Source organism: Flavobacterium sp., assembly GCF_035299005.1.
GTDB lineage: Bacteria > Bacteroidota > Bacteroidia > Flavobacteriales > Flavobacteriaceae > Flavobacterium.
The window spans coordinates 122683-148679 of record NZ_DATGXL010000006.1; the positions used below are offsets into that span (position 1 = coordinate 122683).

At 29.1% G+C, this 25997-nt stretch carries 22 protein-coding genes; 13 read left to right on the top strand and 9 right to left on the bottom strand.

Annotated elements, in window-relative coordinates; translation table 11 throughout:
- Positions 1-40: 40 nt before the first annotated feature.
- Both VK164_RS03765 and VK164_RS03770 read right to left on the bottom strand, forming a co-directional pair.
- On the bottom strand, positions 41-1261 hold the full coding sequence (locus VK164_RS03765) for a glycosyltransferase (RefSeq protein ID WP_324208072.1): 1221 nt from the start codon (positions 1259-1261) through the stop codon (positions 41-43).
- 26 nt (positions 1262-1287) lie between these two features.
- A complete protein-coding gene (locus VK164_RS03770) occupies positions 1288-1902 on the bottom strand; it encodes a YkgJ family cysteine cluster protein (RefSeq protein WP_324208073.1) in 615 nt (204 codons plus the stop codon).
- 290 nt (positions 1903-2192) lie between these two features.
- Here VK164_RS03770 and VK164_RS03775 point away from each other — a divergent pair, with 290 nt between their 5' ends.
- Both VK164_RS03775 and VK164_RS03780 read left to right on the top strand, forming a co-directional pair.
- A complete protein-coding gene (locus tag VK164_RS03775; RefSeq protein WP_324208074.1) occupies positions 2193-3482 on the top strand; it encodes a tyrosine-type recombinase/integrase in 1290 nt (429 codons plus the stop codon).
- A 207-nt stretch (positions 3483-3689) separates the two neighbouring features.
- Positions 3690-4232: a hypothetical protein gene (locus VK164_RS03780; RefSeq protein WP_324208075.1), complete on the top strand. Its 543-nt coding sequence runs from the start codon at positions 3690-3692 to the stop codon at positions 4230-4232.
- A 2-nt stretch (positions 4233-4234) separates the two neighbouring features.
- Here the strand turns inward: VK164_RS03780 and VK164_RS03785 are convergent, their stop codons facing one another.
- From VK164_RS03785 to VK164_RS03815, 7 genes are all read right to left on the bottom strand, one after another.
- The gene (locus tag VK164_RS03785; protein ID WP_324208076.1) at positions 4235-4933 is read right to left on the bottom strand and encodes an IS1 family transposase; all 699 of its coding nucleotides are present in this window, start codon (positions 4931-4933) and stop codon (positions 4235-4237) included.
- 147 nt (positions 4934-5080) lie between these two features.
- Positions 5081-5419, bottom strand: coding sequence for a hypothetical protein (locus tag VK164_RS03790; RefSeq protein WP_089081161.1), 339 nt, complete (start codon positions 5417-5419; stop codon positions 5081-5083).
- Positions 5420-5421: 2 nt separating this feature from the next.
- Complete coding sequence (locus VK164_RS03795; protein ID WP_324208077.1) at positions 5422-9060, bottom strand: DUF6443 domain-containing protein; 3639 nt, start codon at positions 9058-9060, stop codon at positions 5422-5424.
- Positions 9061-9066: 6 nt separating this feature from the next.
- Positions 9067-12366 (bottom strand): hypothetical protein, encoded by a 3300-nt coding sequence (locus VK164_RS03800; RefSeq protein ID WP_324208078.1) that lies wholly within the window; start codon positions 12364-12366, stop codon positions 9067-9069.
- Positions 12367-12396: 30 nt separating this feature from the next.
- Complete coding sequence (locus VK164_RS03805; protein ID WP_324208079.1) at positions 12397-14055, bottom strand: T9SS type A sorting domain-containing protein; 1659 nt, start codon at positions 14053-14055, stop codon at positions 12397-12399.
- 295 nt (positions 14056-14350) lie between these two features.
- The gene (locus VK164_RS03810; protein ID WP_324208080.1) at positions 14351-15007 is read right to left on the bottom strand and encodes a response regulator transcription factor; all 657 of its coding nucleotides are present in this window, start codon (positions 15005-15007) and stop codon (positions 14351-14353) included.
- A gap of 73 nt (positions 15008-15080) precedes the next feature.
- Positions 15081-15944 (bottom strand): hypothetical protein, encoded by an 864-nt coding sequence (locus VK164_RS03815; RefSeq protein WP_324208081.1) that lies wholly within the window; start codon positions 15942-15944, stop codon positions 15081-15083.
- 329 nt (positions 15945-16273) lie between these two features.
- Here VK164_RS03815 and VK164_RS03820 point away from each other — a divergent pair, with 329 nt between their 5' ends.
- From VK164_RS03820 to VK164_RS03870, 11 genes are all read left to right on the top strand, one after another.
- Positions 16274-16474 (top strand): hypothetical protein, encoded by a 201-nt coding sequence (locus tag VK164_RS03820; RefSeq protein ID WP_324208082.1) that lies wholly within the window; start codon positions 16274-16276, stop codon positions 16472-16474.
- Between the two features lie 52 nt (positions 16475-16526).
- Positions 16527-18170: a tetratricopeptide repeat-containing sensor histidine kinase gene (locus VK164_RS03825; protein ID WP_324208083.1), complete on the top strand. Its 1644-nt coding sequence runs from the start codon at positions 16527-16529 to the stop codon at positions 18168-18170.
- 6 nt (positions 18171-18176) lie between these two features.
- Positions 18177-18842: a response regulator gene (locus tag VK164_RS03830; protein WP_324208084.1), complete on the top strand. Its 666-nt coding sequence runs from the start codon at positions 18177-18179 to the stop codon at positions 18840-18842.
- Between the two features lie 95 nt (positions 18843-18937).
- A complete protein-coding gene (locus tag VK164_RS03835) occupies positions 18938-19375 on the top strand; it encodes a hypothetical protein (protein ID WP_324208085.1) in 438 nt (145 codons plus the stop codon).
- A gap of 5 nt (positions 19376-19380) precedes the next feature.
- Positions 19381-19791: an FxLYD domain-containing protein gene (locus VK164_RS03840; RefSeq protein ID WP_324208086.1), complete on the top strand. Its 411-nt coding sequence runs from the start codon at positions 19381-19383 to the stop codon at positions 19789-19791.
- A gap of 3 nt (positions 19792-19794) precedes the next feature.
- On the top strand, positions 19795-20847 hold the full coding sequence (locus VK164_RS03845; RefSeq protein WP_324208087.1) for a type I restriction endonuclease: 1053 nt from the start codon (positions 19795-19797) through the stop codon (positions 20845-20847).
- Positions 20848-20870: 23 nt separating this feature from the next.
- Positions 20871-21065 (top strand): DUF3606 domain-containing protein, encoded by a 195-nt coding sequence (locus tag VK164_RS03850; RefSeq protein WP_324208088.1) that lies wholly within the window; start codon positions 20871-20873, stop codon positions 21063-21065.
- Positions 21066-21080: 15 nt separating this feature from the next.
- Positions 21081-21605: a hypothetical protein gene (locus VK164_RS03855; protein WP_324208089.1), complete on the top strand. Its 525-nt coding sequence runs from the start codon at positions 21081-21083 to the stop codon at positions 21603-21605.
- Complete coding sequence (locus VK164_RS03860; protein ID WP_324208090.1) at positions 21602-22831, top strand: DUF4407 domain-containing protein; 1230 nt, start codon at positions 21602-21604, stop codon at positions 22829-22831. Before VK164_RS03855 ends, VK164_RS03860 begins: the two co-directional genes overlap by 4 nt.
- Entirely contained in the window at positions 22824-24191 is a 1368-nt protein-coding gene (locus VK164_RS03865; protein WP_324208091.1) for a DUF4407 domain-containing protein, read from the top strand. The genes VK164_RS03860 and VK164_RS03865 overlap by 8 nt, the downstream gene beginning before the upstream one ends.
- The gene (locus VK164_RS03870) at positions 24188-25996 is read left to right on the top strand and encodes a hypothetical protein (protein WP_324208092.1); all 1809 of its coding nucleotides are present in this window, start codon (positions 24188-24190) and stop codon (positions 25994-25996) included. Before VK164_RS03865 ends, VK164_RS03870 begins: the two co-directional genes overlap by 4 nt.
- Position 25997: the final 1 nt, after the last annotated feature.

Below are 25997 nucleotides of genomic sequence, written 5' to 3' on the forward strand. Positions count from 1 at the left end.
TTAGTTATGATACGAAAAAAACATAAAATAGTTACAAAAATTATACTTTATTATTTTTTGCTTCAATCCATTTGCTCATGTATTTTGTGCTTTGTAGGCTTTGATGTTGTAAAACTTGTCCTAAAAAGTTCTCATTGCGATGTGATTTCAAGTTGTGCTGTAATTCCTCAATTCTAGTTAAAAAATCGACATCAAATAATGCTTTTTTGAAACGTTTTTCAATAATTTGATAACCATTTAGTTGTGCCTTTTTCCATCTGTCTTCATCAGTATATAAAAGAATAGCATTGTTGATAAAATCAGTTTCAGTAGTAGTAATGAATCCGTTCCAGTCTAAATTTCCATTCATTCCTTCCGCACCAACTGTTGTAGTTATTGATGGTAATCCCAATTGCATCGCTTCGAATAATTTTCCTTTTAATCCCGCACCGTACGGAATAGGTGCTAATAGGACTTTTGATTTTGCATACACTTCAGTAACGCTTTCTGCTCTCCCTTTTATTAAAAAGCCTTCTTTTTCATTATGCAACTGCTTAGCTTTTTCAGTTACATAAGCACCATAAACATGTAATTCCGATTCTGGAAGCTCTTTTTTTATGAATTTCCAAAGTTGTTTTAATTGTAAAACGGTTTGCCAATTTGGTTCGTGTAAAAAATTACCAATACTGATAAAGTGTTTTCTCTCATTAAAATTTGGAACGTTTTCATTAATTTGCTCCGATAGAAAAGGTAAATAATACAACAATGAAGCATTCAATTTAAATGTTTGAACTGCCAATTCCATTTCATATTCCGAAATTAACAAAGTCAAATCACATCTATAAATTGAAGCTAATTCGCGTTTAAAAACATCTGATAAATAATCTTCAAATAATATTTTCCTATTTTGTTTGAATGCAGCTTCTCTAGTTTTTCTTAAAAAGTGTAAGTCTTCAGTATCTAATATTCGTAATGCATTAGGACAATGTTCCATTACACGCCAGCCATATTGTTCTTCTATCATAAATCTATCAAAAAGTACAACGTCTGGATTTAAGTCTTTAATGATTGTATCGAAGCCACTATCATTTAATTGAATAGTTTGTGTTGTTATGGATAATTGAGTTAAATCATAGGAAAAATCGGAGGGCGAAGCTGAGCACAAAAAAGAGATATTGTACTCATGTTTTTGGAATAATGAAATGATTTGTAACATTCTACTTCCAGCAGCTGTTGAGCTTGGTTCAGGCCAAACAGTTCCTATAATGACTAATTGCTTCATTCTACAAAAGTAACAAAATGTAACTTTTAGACAATATCCTTGTGTCCATCAGGAAGTGGACGATAGGCATAATATTGCAAAACTTCTTCTACAGCAGCTTTCATAGCTTTGTTTACAGGTAGAAAAACATTCCCAAGTTTAAAATCTATTTGCGATAACTGCATATAATATGTTGTAAAAATTGGCACAGATAGATTTGAATTTATTGCAATAGTTGCATTTTCAAAATTTTTTGTTTGTTTTTCTTTGATGATGTTGCAAGTTGCAATTCGTAATTTACCATATTTGTCAGTTGTGGCACCAAAACCAAAAAGTCTACAAATTAACCCTCTATACTGATAAGAACTGCAATTTCCTGTTGTAAATTCAGCTAATGATTTTGGACGATATAAAAAACAAGTAGCTGTTGTATTTTGTTCTAATTCTAGAAGTGTTTTTTCAGCTTGACCATTAAGAAAAACATAAAAAGCCCATGGTAAAAATTCTAGTGGCGAAGCATCAATCTCAGGTGTAGAACAGCATTTACCGCAACCTGCAATGCAATTTAAATGTGTTTTTTCTTGAAATTCTTCAATCTCAATTTCAAGATTCTGAAATAATGTTTCTACTAATCTTACACGATTTTCTATAGAATTATCCATGCTTTTTTTATAAAATTTACAAGACTTTAAATATAAAAAAAGCGCTCATAAATTTGAGCGCTTTATTAATTTTAGTGACCTCGACTGCATGAGGTTTTTATTCACTTTTTTTAGTATTTTCGCGTCAATTTGATGTTTTTTAGAGGCTTTTTTAAATCATTTTTTTGTTTAAGTGGACAGAAATGGACTCAAATGGTTTAGAATGGTCACAATTTTGGTCACAATATTTTGATTAAAATTTGCCAAAATCTAATATTACAATAATGTTAATTTTTTTAAAAAAGACAGTAATGAAAATTAGATTTTATCTACGCAAAAGTACAAAAAAGTATTCAATAAATTTTGAATATAGAAGTTCAAATGGTTCTATTAGATATAGAACATCTACAGGATATATGATTCAGAATTCAAAAGAATGGGACTATAAAAAAGAAAGATTAAAAATTCCATCTTCCGTGTTTGGAGCTGCCGATATTAATACAAAATTGTCAGAAGCTATATATAAGGTTAACAAATCTATTTCGGTAACTGATGAATTAAATATTTCAGAGAGTGATGTACAAAAAATTGTGTTTAATGCTTTTGGAAAAGTGAGTGTCGCTGAAAAAGAAAAAGTAAAAACTGAAAGTGTTAAAAATAATTTGATTTCATATTACAAGTGGTTTTTAGAATACTATTCAATTCACAATAGTCCATATACAAAGAAAAAGTTGGCTAAAGGTACTTTGAAAACATATAAGACAGGTTTGTCAAGATTAGAAGAATATATAGAGGATAGAAAGTTAAATAATTTTTCATTTAAGGATTGTAATAGAGATTTCTATAATGATTATATATTATACTTAACCTCGTTGAATTATTCTAAAAATTATGTTGGAACAATTATACAAAAGCTAAAAACAATATTGGGTTTTGCTTATGAAGAAGGAATTCATAGTAATAATGAGTTTAAGAAAAGCTATTTTTCTAAAATGACAGAAGAAATAGATCATGTTTATTTAACAGTTGAAGAGTTAAAAAGAATTAAAGAACTTCAGTTAAACGACACAATTTTAGATAATGTAAGAGATATTTTTTTAATTAGTTGTTATACAGGCTTGAGAATTTCGGATATGATGGCATTATTGAAACGTTCTAATCAAGTTATTTTTGAAGAAGATGGTGTTAAATACTTTCAATTAAAACAATTAAAGACTACTAATTCTGTTATAATCCCATTAAATTCTATTGTTAATGATATATTGAATAAAAGGAATGGTAATTTACCTAATTATCTTCATTCAACTATAATTAACGAACATATAAAATCAATTTGTAAGAGAGCAAAAATTATAGAAAACCATTTGTTAACAAGAACAATAGGAGGTAAGGTAGAGGAGTTCAATCTGCCAAAGTATAAACTTGTTTCATCACATACTGCAAGGAGGTCATTTTGTACAAATGCATTTAAATCAGGAATTCCTATTCAAGATATTATGGCAATAAGTGGACATAAATCGGAACGAGTTTTCTTGAATTATGTTAAAGTACAAAAAGTAGAAAATGCAAAAAGAATTGCAAAACATGATTTTTTTAAATAAAGTAAATAGAAAATTTCTTTAAAAATGAACAAACTGTTTAAAACTTTTAGTTTTTGTATTAACTATTGCAAGTATTTTAAAACGTTTTAAAGTGTATTAAAACGTAATAATTTATTTTAAAATGTATTTATTAATTAGCTAATTAATTCAATAAACAAAATAATTCTTTTATGGCACTTGTTTTGATACACAATTACTATTTAACCTATGAAAACAGATAAAGAAATATCAGAAAAATATATTCAATCGGCTGAGAGATACTTAAACCAAAATGATATAACATCAATTGAGTGGGCTGTTGTTCACTATAAACGTGCTGTTCTTTTTGATCATACTAATTTTGAACTTAGAAAACGATTTGTCGAAGTATTTCATCAAGTAAGTATTATTAATAAAAGTATTGAAAACGAGGATATTGAAAAAACGCAACTGATTAAACAATTTATAGAGAGCCTACTATTTAGTACATCAGAAATCGAATGCCTCTTTAGTAATGACTTTTCTTGTGAGCACAATTATTATGGTTCCACTTTAAATGCTTTAATCAAGAATCTTAAAACCGAGATTAACAAAAGAAATAGAAAATATAAAATAGGTTACTTTTTTATTGCTAATAGATTTAACCCGTGTTTGATTGTTGATGAATTTATCTTAAGATTTGGAATTAAAAACAAAAAAATAGATTTGATAACTTCTCAAAAAATTGAAGGAGCTGATATTAGTAATTTGTTGATTTGGGTAAATAATTAGTTTTATCCCCAAAAATAAATCTTCAAAACACATTGCAACAATATAAAGCTTCGTGAAAAACATATTGTTTTTCTGTTAAGTCGTTTTAAGTGGGTTCTTAGTGAAAGATTTTTTCTCTCGATATGATTTGTGTTAAAAGGTTTTGTATTGTGTATCGTTTTATTTAATAATGATTTATAATGCACTAACTTATCAGTATAGATGGTTTTTGGGTTTGACAACAACAATGTATTGGTTACATATTGTAATGTTCTTTTGGTTCTTCTTCCAATACTGAAATTAACCACTTGTTTTGTTTTTCTTTCTAAGGCATACACAATCCAAACTGGTTTTTCTTTATTTCTTATAAATGTTCTAATCTCATCAACTTCATAAGTTTTGTATTTAAAAATAGGTTGGTTGGGAATTTTTTTAGCAATTGCAATTATTCTTTTTAATAAGGTGGTAGTTGATATTTTTAAGATTCTTGCTGTGCTTCGTATTCCTAGTCCTTCTTTAGCAAATTGAATAATTCTTTTGTTTACCCAATGATTATAAGCTTTATAAGTATAATACTCTATAAATCTATTTTTACAAGATTTACAAATATATTGTTGTTTTTTGTTTGCTGTAAAACAATTTTTGATAACATTATTAGAATTACAATTTGGGCAATTTTTTCTATCACTAAATCTGATACACGAGGTTTTATTTTTTATCATTTTCTTAGATTTAAGAGCTTTAAACATAAAAAAAGATGAACTATGTAGCTCATCTTTTTTATAATTATTTTTAAATTTTATTGATTATCAATTTGTTATATATGCAACAAGTGCTTATCACTAAATCTGAAACATTACCGATTTTGTTTATTCTTTCCTTAAATAAAATTTTGTATTAACAATTCCCTTTTTTACAAAATAAAGTTTGTTTCCTTTTATTTTAAATGTAAGGGTATCTGGAGGAAAGTTATTTTTTGTTGAATCCAAAAAACAAATTACTTGTTTTTCTTTTAATATATAATGCCCTTTAGCAAAAATACTTATCGTATGTATTTCTGTCTTTTCAACAGTATTGTCAGAATTTAAAGTTATTTGAAAAAATGCGCTCTTATCTCTTGAATAACTAGTATTATATTTTCCGTAAATATTTTTACTACAAGAAGTAAATATTATCAAGAATCCTATCAATAGAATTATTTTTTTCATCTTTATTGTGGTTTATATGTTGTGGTTCCAATTCTAAAAGCTGCGTTATACTTGTTAGCAAATGATTGAGGATTTTGCTTTATGCCTGCGGCATTTGGATGATTAACAGCATTGATAGGACCTGTTGGGATCTTGTCGCTATATATTCCTTTTGTTAAAACATCAGATGTAGAATTTATATTTTCTCTTTGTCCAAATAATGCTCCTCTTTGATAAGCTTGGACTTCATCTGATAAATCATAAAATAAAAGATTGTTTCCTATTAGATTTATGCCTCCATTATTTTTAGTTAATCCTAATGTGGTTTCTCCTGTTTCAAATTGATACATATGCTTTAATTCGTGAGAAAAAAGCCCTAAATCTGTACCAGAAGAAACGGTTAGTTGTACCCTGTTATTATCACTGTTAAAAGTCGTTTGATTAACTGTTGTAGTATTTCCTAACGCATCTCGTTCTGTGTTTCCACTATTTTCAACAACATCATAAACTTGTGAAGAAGCCGCTAAAGTTGCTGTTTCTCCTCTTGTAGTTTCTAGTCCTGCGTTTTCATTATTTAGACGTGCTATTTTATTATTTAGTGATTTTTCACTTTGAAACCAGCCAAATTTACCAGATGCAATAGTTTGTTTTGCTTCTTCTATTGTTTTATTATTTGAGGCTTGTCTAGAATTAATATCTGCAATTAATCTATTAACCCATTTCCAGGCACTTTCGGTAAATTCATTTCCATCAAGATCTAAATAGAGAACAGGATTATTACCTGCGTAGTGATATGGTGAAAGGCTTAAATATTTTTCTGCTTTTCCGTCTATTGATCCCCATCTGCCTATATCCGCCATATAATTCCTTGCTCCATAATCATACATGTTAAGCCCTAACTCGTCTTGGTATTCTTTACCATTGTATTTATAATTATACGTAGAAGTTAATAACGGATTAGTTGGAACAAATTTTAGAATTTCTTCTTCACTTTTTTCTAAAATTAATTGGTCGCTATTATAATTGCTGTGTTTCAGCCCAAAAGGGTAGTAATGATTCTCTTCAATAATTTTAAGAACGCCATCACTTGGGTCAGTAGCATAGCTTAAACGCACATTACCAAGATGGTCGGTATAGTTAAAAATGTAATTGTATTTTGCAACACTACCTTTTCCACTTGCTGGGGTGTATTTAACATACCCTTCGGCGTGTGGAAAAAACTGTAATACAGCATTCTTGTATTGAAAACCACTTAAATATTCTGTTGAAACCACGTCGCCTTGTGTTACTGTTTTTTTTATTTTTTGCCCTACAGCATTGTAAAGATAAGTAATTTTTGTGGCTTCAGAATTATTGAACACAATTTTTGTGGGTAAATTTAAATGGTTATATAGTATACTTGTAATGCCTTTGTTTGTATCACTAATCATATTGCCATTCAAATCATAATCATAATCATTTGTTGGGTCTGTAATGCCGTTGCTGTCGTCTTGTCCTTCATCAAAACCTTGAGGAGCAATAGCTAAATCAATTACTTTTTTAAGTAAATTTTTATTTGTAGTATCATATGTAAATACTAATTCATCAATTGTATTAATACTTTGCGCTCCATCGGTGTCCATATCTCCATTTCTAAAAACAGTTTGTATGTTTCCGTTTTTGTCATAGGTTAGCTGCTCTAGATAGTTGTCAGGAGTTGAAACATTATCTGGCTTACTATAATTTGCCTCTAATAAACGGTTTAAATTATCATAACTATAATTGTATTTTCGCATAGTATTATCGCTATCGGTTCTCCAATAAGTAGCCGCAATGTTGCCGTTGAATAGAGGAGTAGGAGAATTGTCATTTTCACTAAAAGAATCTAGTTCGTTGTAATTTATTTTAAAAGCGAATAAATCATTTTCGCTTTCAATATCTCTAACATCATTAATTGCGTTTAACCAACCTCTAATGTTGTAGCTGTAATCTACTGTCTGTAAACTTGTTGCTCCTGTAGCATCTTCGCCTCCTACATTTTTACTGATTAATTGCCCTAATTCATCATAAGTGTTTTTAGCAATTAATTGTTCGGGTAGTTGGTTAATTTGTTGTTTGTGTAATGCTAATCTATCTTGGTCTGTGTATTCAAACATATCTTTCACCAAAAGCTCTGTACTGCTTGAGGTGCGTTTGTGTTTGGTTAGGGTATATAGTGTTTTCCCTGCCCAGTCTAGGTGTGTATCTACTTGTGTATAACCGCCTAAATAGTTGGTGGTTTTGGTGTGTATTGGTCGGTATTTGCTATCATACAAAGTATAAGATACTTCGGCAGTGGTACTAGTGGCATTGTCTAATACTTTTACCCATGAGCCTGTTGGCATTCCTTTTACATTGGTGGCAAGTGTTTGATTTTCTATAGGTGTTGGCAAAGGACTTGGTGCTCCTGCAAAACTATAATTGTCATAAAAGTTTTGGGTTAATATGTCATTTGTACCAAGTGTAAATGGATTTGTACCGCCATTAATTGTTGTTTGATTTGTACTTCTTGTAGCAGCTGTAACTATTGCACTTTTCCAACCTGTCTGTATTACTCTACCAAACACATCATATTGGGTAATCATCCAACCTACATCAACAAGATTTGTTGCTCCATAAGGATTGTTAATAGGTCCAGTAGCTACAGGACGGTCTAGTTTATCATAGACTATAAACTCCCATTGTTTGCCTGGTAATTTTTTTTCAACTAGTCTATTGCGGTTATCATATTTGTATTGGTAACCTAAATAATTCAAATTATCTTCTGAAGCTACTCCTTCTGCCAAGGGTGGAATTACATAAGTAAGATTTCCATATTGGTCATAAATGTAATAGGTGTCGTGTAGCCCCCCAGCCCCCGAAGGGGGAGTTGAATTATAAGTTCTTTTCAATACAACTTTTCCTTCTTTGTCTTTGAACTCTTCGGTAGTGTTGTTATTCCCAGAAATCCAATTTTCGTCTTTGGTAATGGTTTTGTAGAGTTGATTAGCTTGATACTCTCCGTTTTGTACAACAGAAATATCATATACTCCAAGCGAAGCGTTCCATGTAGCTGTAGCTTTAAACAGTTTTACTTCGGTTGCTGTATTGGTTTGATAGTCAAACTTAATTTCTTTGCCTTGTCCCATAGCCCAAGCATTGCCAGGCGCCGCTTGTTTGAATACTCTATTTAGTGGAGAATTCTCCAATTGTTTTTCACTAAAGGGGTTAGCGGTGGCTTCAAAAGCAGGGTTACCTGTTGTGGCTAAACTTGGTGAAGCATAAAAACTTAGAACATCATCTTTAGCTGTAGTGCTAAAATTAAGAGAAGCGGCACTATTTACATAAGGAAGGTATTCTTTACTTTGTCTACTATACTCGTCATACTCGATATGAGTAATAATATCTTTACCAGTATTAGATTGTTTATTAGCAATTTGTTGAATAGGTCTACCTAGTCCATCATAATATGTTATGTTAATAATCTTATCTGATTCATTAACAGGAGAAACTGTTGTTATGATATTGCCGTTTTCATCAACTTCACCAAAGGAACTTGTGTGAGGAATTTTATAACTGGTTGTTTTTATATAATTCTGATTTGTACTTTGTGCAAAAACAAGAACAGGTATAACTAATAAAATATATAATATCTTCGATTTCATCTTGTTTTAGTTTTGAGATTTTAAATTGTATTGGTATTCTTTAATGATATTGCCATCATGGTCTTTTACATATAGCAATTGATTAAAAATATTATAATGAAAAGTTGTACGATAACCTTTAGGGTCGGTCATCGAACTAATTTTATCATCATTATAAGTATAAGTCGTTACCATAGCATTAGGAAGATTTGTTCTCAATCCCTCAATTGAAGGGATTGAGTCTTCTCCAATAGGTGCAATATTCTCTAAATCTGAAGTAGAGATTCCTAAAACATTTGAGATTTCTGAATATGTGGCATTTTCAATAATTGCTATAATATATTTTTTATTGTGATCATAAATGTATGACGTATAAATATCCTCTTCATTTTTTGATTCTAGTAGTTTACCTGCAGATAAATTATACTTTGTAAAATTAGCCCTAGTTTCAAGTGGATTTGTAGCTGTTATTTCACCTTTACAAAGTTTCGTATATTCTGGTAAAATAATTGAATTTCCCCAGTCTTTATAGGTAGTTCTTTGTGTACTAATTCTTTCTGAATTTGACACTACAAACTCACTATTTATACCATTAAAAGCACCTTCTTCTAATTGTGTTTCAATTTGAATAGGGTTCCCTATGCGGTGTTGCACATTCTTTTTCAAATAATTTAATGCTTGTTGTTGATAAGGTTCTAAAGTTCCTCCATATGTGTTTGCATTAAAATCATCAGGATATTTATAACTTGTAGCAATTCTTTTATTGGAATATGTATAGTTTGCTTCTTTTGTAACTTGATGGTGTATTGGATATTGAGAATTAATATTTGTTAACTCGTTAGTGTAATAATACTCGGTGTTTTCTGCTACTGAGCTGACATTATTAAATTCGTCGTAGAAGAAATTTTCAATTTTTTTACTTTTTAATTGTCTCCAAAAACAATAAATCTCATATCTTGAAAGATTCATTTTTAGTCCGATTTGAAAAAGTTTATCATATGGATAATACATTTGTCCATTTGCTGGGGGTGAAGTAAAAACATATTCTGGAATAGAAATCATTGTCTCTCTTAAATAAGAGTAATGATTACCTCCGTTTAAATCAAATTTCTTTTCAAAATTTAGAGTTTCTGTTTTGATTAATTGCTTATTATAACCTACATATTTATAGTATTCTGTTTTATACTCATGAGCGCTACCATAATATCGGATAGGGTTAAAATTTGGAATACGTGAGCACGTTATAAATTGTTGAGAAGATGTTTTAATAGGTGCACTATTGTAAAAATGGGATATTTCATCAATTTTTTGACCATCTTTATTAATTCTAGATTCGCTAACGTTAAAATAAAAAGCTGTTCCTTCTAAGGTTCTTGTAGAATTAAAATAGCCATTGCTGTTTTTTTGTTTTTTATCACAATGAGTATAGTAATTATAACCTCCACCACCACCATCACAGAATGTGGTATTATAAATTATTGTTTCCTGATTTGGCGCTAAGAAATCTCCAGAATTATTATAATTATACCTAGTTCTAATTTCATTATGTGGAGCATCTAAACCATAAGATCTAGTTTCTTTAACTCTTACCCCTCCAAAATAAACTGTTTCTGTAGTTGCAATATCATTGCAAAATTTTGCTTTAAATCGAGCAAAGTAAATAGAACTTCTTACAGATAATCCAAGGGTATATGTTCCAGGTGGTAAGGTTAATATAATTGTAACCTCTTGATTACCTGATAAGAAATAATGATCTAAATCATTTATAACTGAATTGTTTGGACCATATAGTGTAAAATATGCATAGCCAACATTTACACCATTTATCGCAGGATTTTCATCTGGAAAATAGTGGCCATATAGTGTAAAAGTTACTTGTTTATCGTTAGGTCCTACATAAAATGAAACAGGGTCACAAATACCACCTAAAGAATTTGATGAAGGAGGAGAATCTTCTCCTTGGCAAAGATCAATTTGGTATTCACTGTAATTACTACATGTTGTTAAAGGAGAGGAAGGAAATTGTTTGCTATGACCTTCATAATCAATCATAGTATTTCCCTCGGTTGGATAAATAATTTTTTTCAACATACCAAAAACAGCATACTCAGGATGGGGATTGTGATCGCCTCTTAAATACCCTTTGTTATATGCAGAATTATCTTGTCCATTATAATATCCCCACCAATCTTTACTTTTTGTGTTTCTTGGAATACTTATGTACTCATTCATATGATCATACTCAAACTCATATTTATTAAATAATGAGTCCGTATTAGATTTAAATAAGAGTTCAATTAAAAAATATCTATCACCACTACCAGTGGTGTTTAAACTAATTTTTTTATCTCTACATGTAATTGTTTTTGTACTTCTATTTATCTCTACAAAATCATAATTGTATGAATTAGTTGCGCTAATTTTTGATAAATGGAAGACGATTGGGCGGTATTTAGTATGATAATTTTGATATACAGTGGGATGATTTAATGGTGATGGACAAGTAAAACATAGAACTTCTCCATCAGCAACAGTTGTAGCAGTTTCTCCAAAATTTTTAAAATATTCTGCTTGAGATTCTTTAACATATTCAAAATTGACAATCTCCCCACTCCAGTGTTGAATTCTTGTTAAATGCCATGAAGTAATAGGGGATGGAGTATCATTTATAATTGCTGTTTCTCTAGGGTTTTCATAATTTCCATATGATTTGCCAAAATAATATTTAATTCCATTTTTATCAGTTATAACAAATTCATTGATTGTTGAAGAAGTAGTCCCACCTGTTATAAGTTCAATTTTATAATCATCTAAAGCTTCAATAATTTTTACTTCTTGATTGACAATTATAAACTTTCCAGAATTCCCCATAAAATTAAAAGTAAATTCATCATATTGTAAGTCATAATACGAGTTTTCAATTTTTTCGCAGTTTTCTTGATTTAGTTGATTTAATTGGATAAATGGTAATGACTCAAAATTTCTTGATTCATCAGGTAGGTCAAGCACTGTTCGGTTTATAATTCCTCCAGCATTTAATGTCCAGCCATAGCCAGTCCAAGGGGCTATTTCTTCAACCATTATTCCGTTACTATTATAATTTAAGCTAACAGGGACTTCTAGAAATTTTCCTTTAACTACATATAAAGGAATACTATAACTTGCCGAACCAGTATATGAGCCCATTGGAATTGATCCAAATTCTCCTAGGCTAGCGGCTTCAGGGGTAGGCGGTATTACTTTATTATCAGATTGTGAATATCCATTTGTAAAAAGATTAATTAGGACTATCTGAGTTAAGTAAAATAATGTTTTATAAAATTTCATGTTTAAAATGTTTATTCGGTTTTAAAAAAATTACTTTTTAATTACTTTGACACCATCTGTACTCACATCGGTTTTTACTTCAATTAAGTAAATACCTTGCGGTAAACTAGTTAAATCTATTGGTATGGTGCGTTCTCCGTTAATTTTAACTGTGCTTATCATTCTTCCGCTTAAATCAAATAGGGTAGCTGTTCCATTTTTATAATCATAGCCTACAATTGCGTTTGTATAAGTTAGGGCAGGATTAGGAATAGCTTCAATGTTTTGTTTGTCTTTTTCTTTTTTATCCTTGTCTTTTAGTTTCACAATCCAAAAATCGCTTCCTCCTATGTTTGAGTTTTTATCTCTAGATATTTGTCCTTTTGATGTACCTGCTAAAATATAGCCACCATCTCTAGTTTCAAATAGTCGTTTAAGTACTTCATCTCCTTTACTACCTACGGTTTGCGTCCAAATTTCCTCTCCAGTTGCTTTGATTTTTAAAGCAATGTAATCGTTGATACCTTCTTTATCTTTTCCTTCTTTAGTAATTTTACTTCCAATACCTTTTACCGTTTGCCCTTTATTTTTCGCCTCAGATTGTGCATAACCACCGATTAAGTAAGTATCGTCTTGGTTTTCTACAATCGAGGTAAGTACGTCTAGTTTTCCATAATTATAGGTTTCTTGCCATTCGATGGTACCAATTTTATCTAATTTCAAAACCCAAAAATCAGTTCCGTTTTTATTGGTTTTCGATTTGGAGTTAGTTGCTCCAGAATTAGAATTGCCTCCAAGAATAAAACCACCATCTTTGGTTTGTGAAAGGGTAAATAAATTATCGTCTTTATCACCGCCTAATGTTTGTTGCCAAAGCTGATTACCTTCCTTGTCTAGTTTTACAATCCAGTAATCGCCCAAGCCATAATTTCCTTGTGCTTTATCTCCTGATTCAGGAGAATTTGAGTAGCCTCCTAGAATATAACCTTCGTCAAGGGTTTGCTCAATACTTTTTAATTCATCAACATATTTTCCGCCTAGCGTTTTTTGCCATTCTATTTCTCCTTTAGGATCTAATTTTACTACCCAATAATCTAAACTACCTCTGCTGTCTTCTGATTTTCCATATTTATCTACAATTCCTTTTTCATCAGGTTCAGATGTATTAGAACTAGAAGTTCCTCCTAAAATATACCCACCATCTTTGGTTTGAGCAATACTCAACAATTTTTCTTGACCACTACCACCAATGGTACGTTGCCAAATTTCGCCACCTTTAGCATCTAATTTGATAATCCAAAAATCTTCTTGTCCTTTACAAGCTTCTTTTTTATCTGCTGATAGATTAGATGAAGAGGTGCCTGCCAAAATGAAACCACCATCAGTAGTTATTCTAACACTTTGCAACAAATCAACTCCGTTACCTCCGAAGCTTTTTTGCCACTCAGCAGTTCCTTTTTCATCCATTTTCCAAACCCAATAATCTAAATCACCTTTATTGGCTTCAGATTTATTACCGTTTTTATTGGAAATAGAACTTCCTGCCAACAAAAAACCATAGTCGGGAGTTGGAATAGCATCGTATAAAAATTCTGCGTGTTTACCTCCGTAAGAGCGTTCCCAAAGGATGTCTTGGGAAAATAAAAGAGATGGTAAAAACACCAAAGAGAGCATCTTTACCTTAGAAATTAGAAAGGTTTTTTTAGTCATTTTTTCAATAATTTAATTCTATAAAATATTATCAAAAACAGATAATAACAAATAAGCAAAACCCAAGCAAAGAAAGGTTTTGTTTAATTTTTTTTTAATAAAAAGGGGAATTTGTATTCAGCTATCAAATCAAAAATAAAATCAAAAAAATGATAGTTGATTTTGAGTTATTTTATGTTTTCAATGTATTCGCTTTTAAATATTTATGAGTAAAAGTCTAATAAATCAAACAAATTGCAAAACAAATTTTAATATTTAACAGAGGTTATACTTTTAGTATACATTATGTTAATATTTATATGTAACCACGGGTTTTAGCTACTTTGAGAAGGTTATCACTCTCATTAAGATTTAGTGATTGTTTTATTTTAGATATTCTTTTTTTAACGGCAATTTCAGAAATAGATAATTCAGAAGAAATCTCTTTTAGTTTATATCCTTTGGAGAGAAAGTAAAGTATCTTTCTATTTAGTTCATTAACAAATGCCCGAGTTTGCCACACCTCTTCAATTCTTTCTTGAACATAATTACTTCGATATTTTTTTCCTGAAAAAAGTAATTTTATAATTTCTAAAAAAATATCTCCATTTACATCAGATTTAGTAGCTACACCATCGGGATTAATATTATGTACCATTTCAAAGAGAGCAATATTTTCCATTGAAGCGGTCAATATCAAAGTTTTGCATTTTGGCATTTTTTTTTGAATCAGTAGACAAATATCTGCTCCGTTATATATGTTCTCTTCAGGAAAAGTAGGCATTGAATAATCAATAATAGCGAAATCGAAAAATATTTTATTTGATGCATTTTCATTGATTTTAAAAAAAGCTTCTTTGCAAGATTTTGCTTCAATGAAGTTGATTTTATCTTCAAATTGCTCGGAAAATGATAAAATTATTTTATATCCTTCTACTGTTAATTGATGATCGTCGGCGATTAGAATATTCAAGTTTAAACTATTAGGTTTAGATTAATATTTTGGTAGGGATTTATTTAACAATATTACTATTTTTTCATTAAAATCAATTATTTTTTATATACTTATTAATTATATATTCTGTTACAGGTTTTAATGCTTTCCCTGTTTCTGGATGAACTCCATGAGTATTAAAGAATTCAGGCTTTCCGTTTACTTTACAATACCAACATAAAGAATTTCCATTTTTAAAAAATGTAGTGGTATCTGAAACTTCTATTTTAATTAATTTACTTTGGTTTTCATCAAATGGAATTATATCGTATTGTTTCAATAACCCTTGTTGGTTTTCATTTGTACAATCAACAACTTCATAATGATTTTTTTGCCACTGCATACATTGCGGATCTGGAGCTATCATGTTTTTTGTAGTATATCCAATTGAAGTCAATCCAATTAATCCTAAAAATCCAATTGCAATTTTATTTTTTAAATTTTTATTTGGTCCTGATGTTTGAATCTTTATACTTGGTTTATTAGTTTCTTCTTCATTTATTGCCAATTTTTCTATTTTAAATTCTTCATTTATAGGTTGAAATCCATAAGATTTTGTATTAAAAACACGAAAAGGTCTTGGTTTAAAATCGACTAAAAGTGCCGTAATATTTATGGCTTCAATATCTGACAAATCTGTTTCTCCTTTAAGGAAAGTTTCAATAGGTCTAAACTTATCAGTTAGAGACTTTAGTTTATTTCGATTAGCTGCTTCGTACTCAAAACCAAAGACTAAATTAAAACTTAATTTATCTTCCTTATCATTTGACTCTTTTAATCTTTCTTCACACAATTGTCTCAATTTAGCTCTTGATGGATTTATTAAAAAACTAGAATATTTTCCTTGTTTTTCAAATTCATAATGAGCTTTAATGGCTTTTTTATAGGCTTCTAAACTTTCGGTTTTTGTTGTCATATAGGAACAATTAGGAATTTTTTGGAATTATAGGAATTTCAGGAATTCCTTATAAACACTCACACAAAAACGTAATTCCTTTGCTTCAGAATCAGTTATCGTTTTAACTAGCTATTGAAACAAATGTACAAAACTGATTTTAAAAAAGTGTCGCTATACAGAACCGAATTTTTATTCGGGAAGTATAAAATGAAAGTTCTGTTGTAGCACACTTCCACTTCCCAAAACAAAAGAGCGCCCAAAAAGAGTTGGGTTCAACAATCCAAAAGACTGATTTCGGAATAGTTCCGAACAGCCAAACTTATGTCCAATTTTTAAATTTTAAAAAAATGAAAAAATATTTATTTATAGCAGTTATAGCTATTGGTGGTTTTACAACTTCATGTACAACAGACAATGATGTGTTTCCAAGTTCAAAAGCAAATTCAGAAGTACAAGAGTTTGATTATACTTCAATGCAGAAAGAGTTGGATACTTTAGGCGATGGAGATACGGGAGGGGAAACAGGTAATAATCCTATAAAACCATAGTTTTATCAATTTTTAATTTTATTTAATTAATTTCGGGAAATATTTTTTTAAAATGAATTTCCCGAAATTTTTATTTTATTTATTTTTATTATCATTTGTTTCTTGTAAAAAAAAAGAAACCAATGCTTTGCCGTTAGACATTAATTTAAAGATTGCGGAGTCGCTCTATTATGCTAAAAAACATAATCATGCATATGCATATTATAATAAATCTTTTAATTTTAATCTTGAGAATGAAAATAAAAAAAGAGCATCATATTGTCTTCTTCAAATGGCAAACATTGAAAATTCAGAATCAGATTATATTAACAGTGAAATAACTGTAACAAAAGCTATTGCTTTATTTAATGAAGACACAGATATTTCTTACCAAACAAATGCTTTAAATGTACTAGGGCAAAACTACACGCAACTTTCTAATTATGAAGAAGCTTTAAAAGTTTATGATCAAGTCATTAGCATTAATCCAGATGGATTAACTAAATGTATAACAAAAAATAATATCGCTTATGTGTATTCAAAAATGGAAAAATACAAAGAGGCAATAGATGTTTTATCACAGATTGAAAACAATAAAATTTTATTAGAAAATCCTTTAGATTATGCAAGAGTACTTCATAATAAAGGATATTATCTGCATAAAATTAAAAATGAAAAAGCATTAGAATATTTGACAAGAGCATTAAAAATTAGAGAAAAACATTATGATGATTTCCAAATTGTTTCGTCATATATGCGTTTAGCTATTTTTTATGAAAATTCAAATCCAAAGGAAGCATATAAGTGGGCGCAAAAAGCGTATGTATCAGCTACAAGAGCATCAATTCCAGACGATAGACTAGAAGCATTAGATTTGTTATATAAAAATGCTGAAAGTCTACATTTAAAAGATAAGCATTATATGGATTTTTTCAGAATTAATGATAGTTTAAATAAGAGCAGACAAAAAGCTAAAAATCAGTTCGCAAAAATTAGATTTGATACTGAAAAAGAAATTAAAAAAAGAAATGAGTATAAAGCTAAAATGTATGTTTACATTGTTTTATTGTTATTTACAATTTTAGTATTTTTTCTAATATATAGATTTACTATTAGAAAAAACCGCAAGAAAATAAAAGAAACCGCATATCAAACAGAAACTCGAATTGCTAAAAAATTACATGACGAATTAGCAAACGATGTTCATAATACTATAGCTTTTGCCGAAACACAAAATTTAGAGAATCGTTTGAATAAAGATACTTTATTAGAAAACTTAGAAACTATTTACAACCGAACCAGAAATATATCAAACGAAAATAAAGACATTGATACTGGTGAATTATATCTTGAAAAATTGAAAGCTATGCTTGCCACTTATAATTCCTCAGATCGAAATGTAATTGTAAATGTGGATGCATTTAATCATTTAAAAACTTCAAAAGAAGTTAAGGTTGTTGTCCATCGAGTTCTTCAAGAATTAATGGTCAACATGAAAAAACACAGCCAATGTTCGTTAGCTAGTATTTCTATTAAATCCAATAAGAAATTTTTGCAAATCAACTATTCTGACAACGGGATTGGAACAGATAACTTATTAAATTTAAAAAACGGGCTTCAAAATGCGGAAAACCGCATTCTTTCTGTAAACGGAACTATTAATTTTGACACTGCACCTGACAAAGGGTTTAAAGTAAAAATTGAGATTCCAAAATAATAGCATATGTTTAAAAAAGTTTTAATAGCAGAAGATTTCGACAGTATTAATATAGCTGTAAAACAAACCCTCGAATCGCTTGGGATTGAAGAAATTCAATACGCTAAATATTGCGATGATGCGTTATTAAAATTTAAAAGAGCTAAACAAGATAACGAACCTTTCGATTTGCTGATCTGTGATTTATCTTTTGTTGCAGATTATAGAAAAGTAGAAATTCCTTCGGGAGAAAAACTCATTGAAGTTATTAGAAACTTGCAACCTGAACTCAATGTAATTGTTTACTCGGTTGAAGATAAAGCTTACACTATAAAAACACTTTTTGAAAAACAAAAGATAAACGCATTTGTACACAAAGGAAGAAATAGCATTAGCCAACTCAAAACGGCTATTGAAACGTTACTTTATGGAAAAACATTTATTTCACCCGAATTAGCACATACTTTACAGGATAAAACAGGCAAAGAAATTGACAATTACGACATCACTTTACTAACTCATCTTGCCAACGGTGTTGCAATTGAAGATATGGAATCGTTATTTAAAAAATTAAATGTCATCCCAAATAGCAAAAGTACTATTGAAAAGCGTGTGGCTAAACTCAAAGATTACTTCAAAGCAAGCAACAACATTCACCTAATTGCTATTGCCAAAGATTTAGGCATCATCTAATTTTTTCACTATCAAATTAAAAAAACAATCACTTTACGGATTCCCGTAAGGAATACTTTTTTATTGGTTTTAAGTTTGGAAAAATATTTAAAACCATGAAAAGCATAAATCAATATTTATATTCCATTTCTCCACTATTAGTAGGAGGATTAATTTATATATGCTTTAGAATAGAATCGTTAAGAATGTTTTCATGGTTCAATTCAATTAGCTTATCTAAAGTAATTATAGCAATAAGAAATTACACCTTGAATTATGATTTTTTAATTCCTGACTGGGTTAAATTTTCATTACCAGACGGTCTATGGCTGTTTTCATTTATAAGCTTAATACTTATTACATGGAAAAATGAAATCAATTCAAGCAACCTATTTTGGTTGATTGGCTTACCCATAATTGCTTTATTATCAGAGATAGGACAAAGTATTTCAATTATACCAGGAACTTTTGACTGGATTGATATAGCTATGTACTTATTCGGATTTATGCTACCATTTATAATCAACAAAAAATCAATAACACTTAAATTTTAACAATTATGAAAAAAAGAGTACAACATTTATTATCGGCATTTGTCTTAACAAGTTTTCTTTTCATGGCATTTGGTAGTGATGATGATAAAAAAGAGACTGAGAAAACTTCAAATTTGTCAGAATCTGGAACAAGTTCTGAGAACACTCCAGATATAGAGATATTAAAACATGATGCAACTTTTGAAGAAAGTATGGATTCATACACAATACATTGTAGAGTTAAGAACAATACCGACAAGTTAATTAATTATGTAGATATTAAAGCAACATTTTATGATAAAGACGGAAATATTGTCGGCACAGGTTTAGGTAATGCAGCAAATTTTGCTGGAGGAGCGGAAAAAACTATTGATGTAATAGGATTGGATATTCAAAATTGTGAAAAATATGAAGTTCAAGTCAATAATTCATTTTAAATCATGGAACTACAAACACAATTGAAATCTTTAGCTGATAAAATCAATCAGTTAAAGGATAAAATTGAAACAGAGGAATCAACAAAACATGCTTTTGTATTGCCGTTTATTAATATTTTGGGGTTTGACACTTTTAATCCAACAGAAGTTGTGCCAGAGTTTACGGCTGATTTAGGTTTGAAAAAAGGAGAAAAAGTTGATTATGCTATCATTCAAAACGAAGAGCCAATTCTAATTATTGAATGTAAGAATTGGAAAGAAAAACTTTCAGTACATGGTTCTCAGTTGTTTCGTTATTTTCATGTGTCAAAAACTCGTTTTGCAATGTTGACTAATGGTATCCAATACCAGTTTTTCACTGATTTAGACGAGAAAAACAAAATGGATGAAAAACCATTTTTTGAATTTGACATTACTAATTTAAAAGATAGTGCGGTAAGCGAGATTGCTAAATTTCACAAATCAAATTTTGATGTCAATAAGATTTTAGACAATGCAAGTTCTTTAAAATTTATTAAAGAAATCAGAAAACAAATCGATGTTGAAATTCAGAACCCATCCAATGAATTTGTTAGGCTTTTCGCCTCAAAAATCTATAATGGAAGATTAACTGAAAAAGTAATGGACGAATTCACAGAATTAGTTCAAAAAGCATTTGGTCAGCTTATTGGTGAAAAAATCAATGAGCGATTGCATTTTGCACTTAATAAAGAAGTTATCATTCAAGAAAAAGACCAAATCGAGGAAATTGAGCAAAGCAAAGTTGTAACAAGTGATGAAGAACTAGAAGCCTACAGAATTGTTGTCGCTATTTTAAGACGAAAACTAACAACTAATCGAATTGTATACAGAGATACTCAATCTTATTTTGGAATTCTTTTAGACGACAACAACCGAAAACCTTTATGTCGTTTGCATCTTAATGGAGGTAAAAAATACATTGGACTATTTAACAACGATAAAAACGAAACACGCCAGCCCATAGAAACCATTGATGATATTTATTTGTTTGAGAATGAGTTGTTGGAAACGGTTGAGCTGTATGAAAAAGAGTAATTATTAACTTAAATATATAAATTATGTCGGATGATAAAAACAAAAAAGACTACAGAGATAAATCTCGTATAAACAAAAATGAACAATATGAAGTAGATTATTTTAAAAATAAATGGAACATTTCTACTCAACAATTATTAGGGGCAATAAATGCAACCAATAGTACAAGTGTTAAAAAAATAGAGGAATATTTAAAAGCAAAAGGAATTATAAAATAAGTATAAATCAATTAAATGATATCAAATTATTTATTAATTATACTTGAAAAATTACACTTTTTAAAAGTTGTAATTGCTCGATTCTTTTCAATCTTTTTTAGAAAAAGGAAAGGAATCGAGCTGTTGCTTTTTGAATATAATACAGAATATCTTTTTGATAATAGTTTTATTATAATTAATTACCGATTTAGAAATGCAATTTATTACAAATTTGGAAATCATAAAACATTTGAGAAACAAATCAAGATTTTCAATCTAAAAAACTTTGATAGCGAATTTCAATTAACTGTTTATGGTTTCTTTCGAAAGAAAATATATGTACTAAAATTTGAGCCCAAACACAAATTAGAGTCTGAAAAATTCAAAACCTCATTATCCAATTTTATTATAAAATTCGAAGAGCAAAATATTCCTAAGTTGTCACACCCATTCTTCTATTTAGAAATGGATAAGTCTATTGTAAAATCACCAAAAACCGGAATAGCAAACAAACAAATAATTACAAAAACCAATTCTTTTAACCAAAACGAATTTATATGACACGAGATTATTATGAATTACCAAAATCAACTTTAATTATGCGATTTCTTTGGAAATGTGCTGGAGGAGACAGATACCTTCTAGAGCGGTCTACTTATTCCGATCAAATAAAGTATATGTGTTTGGGCGGAATTGTATTTGCGACAGGCGCAATGGCTGGTTTGGCTGGAGGATATGCTTTTTATACCATTTTTGAACCTAGAGGATCAGCTATAGAAAACCCGATTGATGCACAAACTGTAATCTTAGCTTTGTTTTTTGGAGTTATCTGGGGCTTAATGATTTTCAATATTGATAGATTCATTGTTACAAGTACTGGAAAAGGAGATGGTACAGAAGCAATAACTATTGGTGAATTAAAAAGTGCATTTCCAAGAATTATAATGGGAATAATTATTGCTATGACTATCTCAAAACCAGTAGAAATTAGAATGTTTAAAACCGAAATAGACATTAAACTTCGAGAAAAACAACTAGAACAACAAGCAGATTACCAAGCTAAGGTGGATAAAACATATAGTGATAGGGAAAAATTATTGGAAAAGGAGTTTGGAAATATTGCTAAAGAAAGAAATGATTTAAACGAAAGAATTAAAAATTCTGAAAAAGAGTATATTGATCAATTAAACGGAAGAGTTGAAGGGTCAGTTCCTGGCGATGGTAAACTGGCAGGTGCTTTAAAAGCTAAACTTGATGATTTAACTAATCAACTCAAAGAGTTTGATGTTAAAAACGGTAAAAATTTAGCTGAACTAAACAAAAGAAAAGAAGAGTTACGAACTGCCAAAGAAAAAGAAAGAAACAACAATGAAAAAATAGCAAATGGGCTTGATGGTTTACTTGAACGAATAAAAATAGCTCATGAAGTTTCTGGTTTTTGGATATCCCTTTTTATCACACTATTATTTATGGCAATTGAGTTAACTCCAATTTTCTTCAAGTTAATGCTTACTAAAACCACTTATGATTATTTAGCCGAGAATAGAGACGAGCTCATAAAAGCCGAAAATGGTATTGAAGTCAGATATGATTACTATAAAGACAAGCAAGGTATTGAGAGACATCTTATTATTAATCATGAAGCTGACAAATTGATGTTTGAAAAAATAAAGATTTCTGAAATTCAAAGAGAACTTACAAATTATGCTGTCAGTAAATATAAAGAAAGAGAGTTGAAAAAAATAGATGATAATTTAGAAGATTATATTAAAAACATAAATGAATAAAACAGCAAACAGTTTTAGATTATTTCTCTGCACATTTTCTGGTGAGGATAATTTCATTATTAAAAAGTGTTCACTATCAATTCAAATTATATTTGCTTCTATAGGAGTATTTGTAATAGCAGTTTTTATTGGTTGTTTTATAAGTGCATATGAGTTTTTTCATTCTTTGTTTCAAAGTAATTCTTTTATAAGTATTCCTATTGGAATTACATGGGCAATGTTGGTTACAAACATGTATTTACTTTTGCTATATACGGTTTCTCCAGCATTATTACCAACAAAGAATAATAGAAATGAAAAAAAAAATGAGTTCTTCACAACTTCAATGTTTTTTAGAATATCATTTATGTCGCTTTTAGCAATAATAATTGCACAGCCACTTAATGTCTTATTTTTTAATAATTCAATTGGGACTAGTTTGAAGAAACATATTCAAGAAGAAAAAATAAAGATGATAACAATTGCTGATAGCCTATTAATAAAAAATGAAGTTACACTTTTTCAAGATTTCAATAATCAAGTTAAATTAAGTTGTAATAATTATGAAATAGATAAAATTCAAACTAATTTATCAATAATTGAAGCTAAAATAAATAGTGATAAAGTATTTATAAATCAATCTAAAAAAAAGCTTTCAGAGTTAACAAAATTAGATAATAAAGTATGGTTAAATAACAAAGAAGACATTTCTAAAAATAGATTATTAAATGAATTATCTGTTTTAACAGAGGAAGAAATTTCAAGTGATGAAAATTTTTTAACTGAGGTTGAAAAAGTTCAAATTTCAAATCAATTCTTACTCAAAGAATTTGTTAAATACAAAAAAAATCTAAAAGATGCTATTAATAAAAAAATTGAAATCTATAATAAGCTAGATTATTTACTATCTCAATCTAACTTTTATATTAAAAGAATTCAATTGATTCTTTTTGAAAACCCTTTTTCTTGGATAACTACTATTGTAGTCTGTCTACTATTTTTATTACCCATTTATGTTAAATATAAAGTAAGAGATAAAACAGGTTTTTACGACCAAAAAATTGATTTAGAAAAAAGAATTGTTTTAGATGAATATTCAAAATTCAAAATGAATTACTCAAAATTGTTACAGAGAAATATTGTCAAATACAATTACAAATCACTCGATGAATTAAAAGATTTATTATCAAAGCTAAGCATCGTGAATAAAAAGAATTTTAAAATAATAGAAAAGCATATTAAAGAAGAATACAAAGAAGAAGTCGTCTCAAAATATGAATATTGGGCAGACAATCCATTTAGAACTATTAACAAATTCGATCATAAAAACCTTGCTAAAGAGGAAGACTTTTTAAAAACTATTTATCCAGAAAAAGTTTGATATATATATTAATCATAATAGCTTTATTTCTATTGTATTGGTTTTTTTTCAAAAGAGAAAAACCAATAGATACTTCTATAAATATAATTCAAAAAGATAATATTTCAAAAATAAAACAACCTATTGAAAAGGAAATATTTATTGATGAGAACGGAAAAGAATATTGGAAAGAAACAAAAGAAATACAAATACCACGAAAAACATTTATTAAAGGCAATATCAGCGGGAAATATAGAGGAGAATTAATAGAATTAGACGAAGAACTTCATAACTCTACAATCTATGGTTTTGAGATTTACGAAGCAGAAGTTAATTGTCAAGAGTTTAGAGAAAAAATCCTGTTTAAGAGTAAAGGAGTTCCTTTTCCTAAAGATAAATTGCCTGAAATTCTGCAAGTATCTTTATTTCAAAATGATAAATGGTATGGTTTAAATGTATTAGAGCCTAAACTTTTTAATTTTGAATCCGTAAGGAAGCTACATCAAATTGAAGGTAATGAAATATTTGGGACTTTCAGTGCTGAAATAACTGGATATATTCTAGACTACAAAACTGAATTTAAAGAAGAAATTATTTATGTTTCCGAAATAATTGAAGACATTAAAGAAGAAAAGTTTGTTGACAAAAAGTTAATTTCTTCTAATGTCGAAACTGGAAAAATTGAACGAAAAGGAGATTATTTTAGAAAGCAATATTATACAACCGATTATGTTAATACAACTTGGGGCAGTTGGCAATATAGTAGATTAAAAACCAACAATTCTTATTCAGGAGGTTGTCTGTCATCTATATTTGGAGGAATTGGCTTATTGTTCGGTTTGATATTCTTAATTGATATTCTACCAGGACTTATTTATATTATACCTGTTTTTGCAATAATCCTTTTAATTTCAGTTTTTGAAAATTTCTTTAAGTGGGTATTTAGAATATTTGGTATTTTATTGCTTTTAGCTTTTGTGTTTTCAATTGTTCTTTCTTTTAATAATAGAAATCATACCTATAACCCAAAACCTTTAATAGTTGATAATCCAAGAGAATCTAAACCTGATTTCAAACCAATAATTGATTCTAGTAAAATCAATAAAAACGATTCAATAACTCCAGCAATTAATGATACTATTATTTCAAGATTTCGTTCATGGCAAGATTATGAAGGCAATAAATATGAGGGTTTTTATCAAATAAAATTGAGTGATTTTAATAATGCTCATCAATATAAAAACAACTTAAAATTATATCAAACTGATAGAAGAAGTTATGACGAAATGATTTATCGTTTAAAGGAATATGATAAAAACAAATTAAACGGATTATATAAACTTCTTGATAGCATAAATACTACTAATAAACTGGATAAAGTTCAATTTGCAGAAGTAGTAGTTTCTTTTGTTCAAGACATTCCTTATACATTAATATTAGATGATGGTTGTAATGCTAGTTTATACAACGATGAATTCACTAGAAATTATTTATCAAATCCAAATGCTCGCTGTGAAGGGAATCAAAAATTTGGGATAAACACACCAATAGAGTTTTTGACAAATCTAAAAGGTGATTGTGACACAAGAACGTTATTACTCTATACGGTTTTATCTCATTATGATTATGACGTAGCCTTGCTTTGTAGTGAACAATATGGTCATTCTATTTTAGGTATTAATTTACCAATTAATGGTACAGCAATAAATTACAACGGTCAAAGATATGTGGTTTGGGAAACAACAGCACCCAATATAAGACCAGGAATACTATCACAAGAACTTTCAAATTTAAATAACTGGAGAATATCCATAAAATCAAAATAAT